The sequence below is a fragment of the Aminobacter sp. P4_D5 genome (assembly GCF_056401815.1).
Genome location: NZ_JBFUIP010000229.1, coordinates 1 through 6,730, shown reverse-complemented (window position 1 = coordinate 6,730; position 6,730 = coordinate 1). Strand labels below are relative to the sequence as shown.

Genomic DNA, 6,730 nt, shown 5'->3' with positions numbered 1-6,730 from the left:
ACCATGGCATGCTCGCGCGCGAACATGGCGCGCATCTCGCCGATCTGGTCGCCCTGCTCTGGATATAGCGTTTGTAGGAAGGCCGTCGCGAAGGTGCCCGGCGCCGAGCCTGGTGCGGAGACGATCTTCTTGTCGGCAACGGCGTGCGGCACATCCTGGTAACTCGCAACACCGGCATAGACCGGCTCGTGGCGAAGGATCCAGTCGCGGCCGTTGCTGGTGTGCCTGACGGCTTCGAACAGGCCGGAGCGGGCGAGCGCCAGCGTGCCGGCGCAGATGCCGCCGACCACACCGCCACGCGCGGCGACCGCCTTGAGCAGTGGCGAGACGTCGGGGGCGCCTTTGTCGGCCCAGCCATCCGAACCGATGACCGCGACAGCGTCGAGATCCTGGTTTTCCGCCGGATTGGCGCTGCGCTTGGCGCTGAGGCTGAAGCCGGCGATCGAGGTCAGCGGTGAGGCATGGGGCGAAATCGCGACAGCACGCGCGCCGAACCATTCGACCGCCGATGCGGCAAGCAGGCCGTATTCCCAATCGGCATAGCCTTCGATGAACAAGACGCCGATGGTTTTGGAGGCGGTCATTGGTGTGTCCTTCTGTCAGGCTTTTGGGCGTCAGTTGCGGTCGCTGCCGCGCGACATGAAGCGGTCGGGCCAGCCGATGTCCTTGCGGATATCGTTGGGCAGCGCGTTCATGAAGCGTTGGGTGCGGATCTCATTGTGCATGGTCCTGACCTTGCCGGCATAGTGCCTGATGGCGCGAAAAATGTCAGGCGTGAACGTGTTCATGACGGCTCCTCCTTATCTTGAATGGGAGGAGTATCGCACAGCCCTCCTGACAGCAGTCTGTCAGGAGGGCTGGGGTGTCTTGGGATTCAGGTGAGGCCGGCCTGCAATTGGCAGATACCTGCGCTTCCGGTGCTCATGTACCTGAATGTACGCTCCGCGCCGGTTCTCGGAATCTGCCATTTTCGGCTCGGCTGACCTGAATCTCAAGACACCCAGCCGGCTGCTTGGTCAGCCTTTGAAAGGAACCGTGTAGTTAAGCGCGAGCCGGCCGCCATCGGCGAAAATGGTCTGGCCGGTGATGTAGCTGGCGTCGTCGGAGGCGAGGAAAGCGGCGATGGCGGCGATCTCCTCGGGCTCGCCGATGCGCCCGAGCGGGGTGCGCGACAGAATGCGGGCCTTCGCCGCCGGATCGGCCTTGGCGCGGGCCAGCATGTCGGTGGAGATCGAGCCGGGACCAATGGCGTTGACGCGGATGCCGTATGGCGCGAGCCCCAGCGCCATGACCGTTGTCAGCTGGGTTATGCCGCCCTTGGACACGGCATAGGGCACCTGGTCGGCGATGGCGACAACCGCGTTGATCGAGGACATATTGATGATGGCACCGGGCGCGCCACCCGACTTGACCTTGTCGACCATGAAACGCGCCGCCGCCTGCCCTGCGAGGAAGGCGCCCTTGAGGTTGACGCGCAACACATGATCGAAGTCGTCTTCGGTGACATCGAGGAAGTCCGCCTGATGGGTGATGCCGGYGTTGTTGACCAGGATGTCGACGTCGCCGAAAGCATCGATGGTCGAGGCGACCAGATTGTGGACGTCGAGGCGCTTGCCGACGTCGGCGCGGACGAAACGCATCTGGCCGAGCTTTGCGAGGTCGCGTTCGGCGGCGACACCTTGCTCCTGATCGATGTCGGCGATGACCACGCGCGCGCCTTCGTTGAGGAAGCGCTCGGCAATGGCATAGCCGATGCCCCTGGCGCCACCCGTGATGATCGCCGTCTTGCCGTCGAGCTTCATGGAGCGCTCCTGCCATTTTGCCGAATCCAGTCGCGACAGTGGCGGGAAGGGGCGGTGGGGTCAACGGATGGTCACAGGTGTTCGCCTCGATTGTGCATTGCCGCCAGCTTCAAGATAAAATAGGATACCCCCCTATATTATAGGAGGCGGCGATGTCGCATGTGATCAAGGAAAAAGCCAAGCTGCTGGCGCGGGTTCGCCGCATCAAGGGCCAGGTTGAGGCGGTCGAACGGGCGCTTGAGGCTGAGCTTGGCTGTGCTGACGTGCTGCAACTGGTCGCGTCCGTGCGCGGCGCCGTCGGCGGGCTGACGGCGGAACTGATGGAAGATCATATCCGCGACCACGTGCTCGAGCCGGCCGACCCAAGGGAACGCCAGCGCGGCGGCGAAGAGCTGATCGATGTCATCAGGACCTATTTGAAATGACCCACGCCCATCCGCACCCGCACGGGCATGACCACCATCATGTTCATCCGCATGCGCCTTTCGCGGCGGCGCATGAACACGTCTTTTTGGGCGACCGTCACGACCGCAACGCGCGACGCACGATGTTCGTCATCGCGCTGGCGACGACGATGATGGTGGTGGAGATCGTCGCCGGCACGATCTACGGCTCGATGGCGCTAGTGGCCGATGGCTGGCACATGTCGACGCACGCGGCGGCGATGCTGATCGCAGCCCTTGCATATGTGTTCGCGCGCAGGCAGGCGCATAATCCGCGTTTCACCTTCGGCACCGGCAAGATCGGCGACCTCGCGGCTTTCGCCAGCGCGGTGATCCTGGCGATCGTGGCGATCCTGATCGGCTGGGAGAGCGTTGGCCGGCTGTTTGCCCCGGTGCATATCAATTTCCGTGAAGCGATCATGATTGCAGTGGCTGGGCTTGCGGTGAACCTTGCCAGCGCCTGGCTGCTGCATGACAGCGACCACGGCCATCAGCATGACCATGGTCACTCCCATGGCGGGCACGACAACAATCTGCGCGCCGCCTATGTGCATGTGCTGGCCGATGCGCTGACCTCGGTGCTGGCGATCGGCGCGTTGATCGCGGGGGCGATCTATGGCTGGCTGTGGCTCGACCCGGCGATCGGCATCGTGGGCGCGCTTGTCATCGCGCGCTGGTCGTGGACGTTGATCCGCGACGCCGGCCGCGTGCTGGTCGACTACACACCGCTGGGCGAGGACCTGCCGGCGGAAATCCGCGAGGCGGTGCAATCGGACAAGGACGTGATCACCGACCTGCATGTCTGGCAGGTCGGGCCCGGTCATCACGCAGCGATCGTATCGCTCAAGTCGAGCGCGCCGGCGACGCCTGAGACCTACAAGTCGAGGCTCGCCCATATCCACGACCTGTCGCATGTGACGATCGAGGTGCAGCCGGCGTAGCATTCGAGCCGCCGCCGCATGCTGTCAACAGGCCCTGGATTTGCCAAGGCTGCCGTCGTCCGCCGTATCGGCTCATTTCAACAACAGCTTCGAAAGTAGTAGCGCGCGGCGAAGCCTGCTACACGCCGATGCGATATGCTTGGGATCTGCAGCATCAATACCTCAGGGAACAAGGTTTCGATGGCAAGCCTCGGGGTGTCGTAGCCAGGGCGGTGCTGCACAGGGCCCGGATCTGGGATACCCGGACTGCAAATGGCGTCGACCATTTCATCGCCTGTTCGCACTATATCGGACGTCGAATCTGGAAGGCTTACCGGAGGAACTCGGACGTCATTTATCCCGGCGTGGATACGAAGTATTTCCAGATCGGCCAAACGAAGGGCGACTATTATTTCACCTCTTCACGCATGGTGCCTTACAAGAAGATACCGCTGATCATCGAGGCCTTCCGGCGCCGGACAAGAAGCTGGTCGTGATCGGCGACGGACCGCAATACAAGGATGCCTTGAAAAAGGCCGGCCTCAATGTCTCCGTCCTCGGCTATCAGCCCGACAACATCCTCCTCAAGCATATGCAGGAAGCGAAGGCCTTCATTTTCATGGCGGAGGAAGATTTCGGCATCGGGAGTCCTATGGGATCTTTGCAAGCTCCGGCATCCTGTTCAATCACGAGTCGCCGTTGCGTGGCCAGGAATTCGTGACACGCAAGATCAGTGTCGGCGCGGCCCGTATCCGGCTTGGCCTGCAGTCCCGCATGACACTGGGCAATCTCGACGCCAAGCGCGACTGGGGATTTGCGGGCGAGTTCGTCGACGGCATGTGGCGCATGCTCCAGGCGGAGGAGCCCAATACCTTCGTTCTCGCAACGGGTGTCGCCACCACCGTCCGGGATTTTGCCACCCAATCCTTCGCGGCGGCAGGGATCGATCTTGATTGGGTTGGGGCCGGGGACAACGAAGTGGGCCAATGTTCCGAGACCAAGCGCCAGCTTGTCCATATCGATCCGACATTCCGCCGGCCTTCGGAGGTCGATCTCCTGCTTGGCAGCCCGGCCAAGGCGGGGCGGATACTGGATTGGAAGCCCGCTACAACGGTAGCGCAGCTGTCGCAGATGATGGTTTCGGCCGACCTCGTTCGTGAAAAGGCAGCCTTTCAATTGGCCCATTGAGGAATGGCATCTGTCAGATCGGAGCGCCTCACATCTTTTCGCCTGGCAAGGCGCTTGCCTGCCTGACCCAGTCGGAGAACTGTCGCTCGTCGAACGGGCGGCCTTCATAGATGTCGAGATAGCGCACGTCGGCCTGCTCGGAGGTACCGGATGGCAGTGGCGAAAGCGACGCTCCCTTGAAGAACGCGACCTTGACGTATTTGGTCAGGCAGTGGAATCCGAGGAACCAGATGCCTTCCTGCATGCCGTAAAAAGGCGAGTTCCACTTCACGGCCTTGGTGACGCCTGGAACCGCTTCGGAGATCAGCGCGTCGAGGCGGCGGCCAACGTCCTGTTTCCAGCCTGGCATGGCGTCGATATAGGACTGGACGACGGCGTCGCCGTAGCCCTTCGCGATCTGCGGGTTGCCGCCTGACAGCAGCTTGGGTGCCGCATCCTTGGCCATCAGGCGTGGCCCTTTGCAGCCGGCAAAGCGTCCTGCCCGCCGCCGAAATAGGGCAGGAAGAACATGTAGATGCCGGTCGGGATCAGTATGGCGAGCGGCGGCAGGGGCAGGTAGTAGAACCACTCGGGCAAGGTGGTGAGGGCCATGCCGGCAAAGATCGATGCGACGATCAGGCTGAAGACGAGCGCGGTCCAGCGATGGACGGTGCGGATCACTGAGTTCATTGCAATATTCCCGGAATTCGATTGACGGTGCCCCGGCGAGGCGACGGTCAGTCCAGTTTTGCCACGACGTCACCCAGCGCGGCGATGAAGCGCGGCCAGCCGACTGTCGCGCCCTGGAAATAGGATTTTTGGGCGGTGGTGAAACCGCGCTGCTCCATGCGCAGTCTGGTGCCTGAAGCGGTGGGGGCGAGCGTCCAGGTGACGACGCTCCTGAGGTCCTTGGTGTCCCAGCGATAGGCGAGCGAGCGGTTCGGCTCGACAATCTCGACTTCGCAATCGACCTGACCCCAGTCGGCGGAAAGCGTGAAGCGGCGGCCTGCTTCGGGGATGAAATCGTTGTTCATCAGCCATTCGGCGATGAGATGGGATTGGGTGAGCGCGCGCCAGAGCTTTTCCGGCGGGTGGGGGAATTCACGCTCGACCACGACTGAGCGTGTCGTTTCCATCGTTTCGGTCATTGGTCCATCCTCTTGAGCAGATTGTCGAGATCGTCGAAGCGGTCGTGCCAGAAGCCGGTCATCTCGGTCGTCCAGTCGATCAGCGACCTGAGTGCATCGCGCTCGGCGCTGTAATAGGTGTAGCGGCCTTCGTGCCGGTCGCGCACCAGCCCCGCAGCCTTCAGTATTTTGAGATGTTTGGAAACCACCGGCTGCGAGACGCCGGCATCAGACAGCAGTCCCACGACTGATGTATCCCCCTCGCGGCAAAGACGCTCGAACAGCCCGCGGCGCGTGGGATCGGAAAGCGCGCGGAACACGGCGTCGTGAAGCTGAGACATAACTCATACCCGATTGACTATGAATAACTCATAGCCAATCGGGTATGAGTTCGTCAATGGGTGGTGATGTCAGGACTGATGGCGCAGGTCCTCGACCCGGCACCGATGCTGCTATAGCCTTTCAGCCATTGCGAAACCGGCGGGAACGGGCATCAAAAACGGGAGGACAAGCAATGACGGCCAAGAACACGATCTGCCTCTGGTACGACAAGGACGCCGAGTCCGCAGCCCGCTTCTACGCCGAGACCTTTCCGAACAGTTCGGTCAGTGCCGTTCACCGCGCTCCCGGCGACTACCCGTCCGGCAAGGCCGGCGACGTGCTGACGGTGGACTTCACGGTCGCGGGCATCCCCTGTCTCGGTCTCAATGGCGGGCCGATGTTCAAACATAACGAAGCCTTCTCGTTCCAGATCGCCACCGACGACCAGCAAGAGACCGACCGCTACTGGAACGCCATCGTCGGCAATGGCGGCCAGGAAAGTGACTGCGGCTGGTGCAAGGACAAATGGGGCATCTCCTGGCAGATCACGCCGCGCGTGCTGACCGAGGCGCTGGCTGCAGGCGGTGGCGAAGCAAARCGCGCATTCGCCGCGATGATGGAGATGAGGAAGATCGACGTCGCCGCGATCGAGGCGGCGCGGCGCGGCTGACGGTCCTAGCCTGCCCTGTTGCAGCCTGACTACGATGCCGGCGCCTAGTTGTGAGTATTCAATTGGTTGTCCATTCGGACCGGACCGAGGAGACTGGAGTTACCAAGCTTCAGCACTCACCGGAGGGTCCGAATGAACATCCTCAAGAATGCCCGTTTGACGCCGTTGCGTCGAGAGGAGATGGCGTCTGCTCTCGACCTCATCTCGGTCATTTCGATCATCTCGGAGATCGTCCAAAAGCTGACTCACCACAGTAGTGGGCTGTCGGTCGGCACGCGAC

At 62.1% G+C, this 6,730-nt stretch carries 13 protein-coding genes; 6 read left to right on the top strand and 7 right to left on the bottom strand.

Annotated features, from left to right (window positions below; all coding sequences use genetic code 11):
- The 3 genes from AC1DWF_RS28820 to AC1DWF_RS28810 all read right to left on the bottom strand — a co-directional run.
- On the bottom strand, positions 1–584 hold a 584-nt coding region (locus tag AC1DWF_RS28820; RefSeq protein WP_476842357.1), incomplete at its 3' end, for a DJ-1/PfpI family protein.
- 30 nt (positions 585–614) lie between these two features.
- Entirely contained in the window at positions 615–788 is a 174-nt protein-coding gene (locus AC1DWF_RS28815; protein ID WP_476787250.1) for a hypothetical protein, read from the bottom strand.
- A gap of 228 nt (positions 789–1,016) precedes the next feature.
- Positions 1,017–1,802 (bottom strand): SDR family NAD(P)-dependent oxidoreductase, encoded by a 786-nt coding sequence (locus tag AC1DWF_RS28810; RefSeq protein WP_476842356.1) that lies wholly within the window; start codon positions 1,800–1,802, stop codon positions 1,017–1,019.
- A gap of 152 nt (positions 1,803–1,954) precedes the next feature.
- On the opposite strand from AC1DWF_RS28810, the gene AC1DWF_RS28805 reads away from it, so the two are divergent.
- The 5 genes from AC1DWF_RS28805 (at position 1,955) to AC1DWF_RS28785 (ending at position 4,353) form a co-directional block, all read left to right on the top strand.
- Positions 1,955–2,227 carry a metal/formaldehyde-sensitive transcriptional repressor gene (locus AC1DWF_RS28805; RefSeq protein WP_476785490.1) on the top strand — a complete coding sequence of 91 codons (273 nt, stop codon included), beginning with the start codon at positions 1,955–1,957 and terminating at the stop codon, positions 2,225–2,227.
- Positions 2,224–3,186, top strand: a complete 963-nt coding sequence (gene dmeF / locus AC1DWF_RS28800) for a CDF family Co(II)/Ni(II) efflux transporter DmeF (RefSeq protein ID WP_476785491.1) — start codon at positions 2,224–2,226, stop codon at positions 3,184–3,186. Before AC1DWF_RS28805 ends, dmeF begins: the two co-directional genes overlap by 4 nt.
- A 128-nt stretch (positions 3,187–3,314) precedes the next feature.
- On the top strand, positions 3,315–3,662 hold the full coding sequence (locus AC1DWF_RS28795; RefSeq protein WP_476789365.1) for a glycosyltransferase: 348 nt from the start codon (positions 3,315–3,317) through the stop codon (positions 3,660–3,662).
- Positions 3,659–3,886, top strand: a complete 228-nt coding sequence (locus AC1DWF_RS28790) for a hypothetical protein (protein ID WP_476785493.1) — start codon at positions 3,659–3,661, stop codon at positions 3,884–3,886. The genes AC1DWF_RS28795 and AC1DWF_RS28790 overlap by 4 nt, the downstream gene beginning before the upstream one ends.
- Positions 3,865–4,353: a GDP-mannose 4,6-dehydratase gene (locus tag AC1DWF_RS28785; RefSeq protein WP_476785494.1), complete on the top strand. Its 489-nt coding sequence runs from the start codon at positions 3,865–3,867 to the stop codon at positions 4,351–4,353. Before AC1DWF_RS28790 ends, AC1DWF_RS28785 begins: the two co-directional genes overlap by 22 nt.
- A 28-nt stretch (positions 4,354–4,381) precedes the next feature.
- Here AC1DWF_RS28785 and AC1DWF_RS28780 read toward each other — a convergent pair whose 3' ends face one another.
- The 4 genes from AC1DWF_RS28780 to AC1DWF_RS28765 are packed head-to-tail and all read right to left on the bottom strand — an operon-like array spanning position 4,382 to position 5,800.
- A complete protein-coding gene (locus tag AC1DWF_RS28780; RefSeq protein ID WP_476785495.1) occupies positions 4,382–4,798 on the bottom strand; it encodes a DUF1801 domain-containing protein in 417 nt (138 codons plus the stop codon).
- Positions 4,798–5,022, bottom strand: a complete 225-nt coding sequence (locus AC1DWF_RS28775) for a hypothetical protein (protein WP_476785496.1) — start codon at positions 5,020–5,022, stop codon at positions 4,798–4,800. Before AC1DWF_RS28775 ends, AC1DWF_RS28780 begins: the two co-directional genes overlap by 1 nt.
- 47 nt (positions 5,023–5,069) lie before the next feature.
- Positions 5,070–5,480: an SRPBCC family protein gene (locus AC1DWF_RS28770; RefSeq protein ID WP_476785497.1), complete on the bottom strand. Its 411-nt coding sequence runs from the start codon at positions 5,478–5,480 to the stop codon at positions 5,070–5,072.
- Positions 5,477–5,800, bottom strand: coding sequence for an ArsR/SmtB family transcription factor (locus AC1DWF_RS28765; RefSeq protein ID WP_476789364.1), 324 nt, complete (start codon positions 5,798–5,800; stop codon positions 5,477–5,479). Before AC1DWF_RS28765 ends, AC1DWF_RS28770 begins: the two co-directional genes overlap by 4 nt.
- Before the next feature lie 173 nt (positions 5,801–5,973).
- Here AC1DWF_RS28765 and AC1DWF_RS28760 point away from each other — a divergent pair, with 173 nt between their 5' ends.
- Complete coding sequence (locus AC1DWF_RS28760; RefSeq protein ID WP_476785499.1) at positions 5,974–6,450, top strand: VOC family protein; 477 nt, start codon at positions 5,974–5,976, stop codon at positions 6,448–6,450.
- Positions 6,451–6,730: the final 280 nt, after the last annotated feature.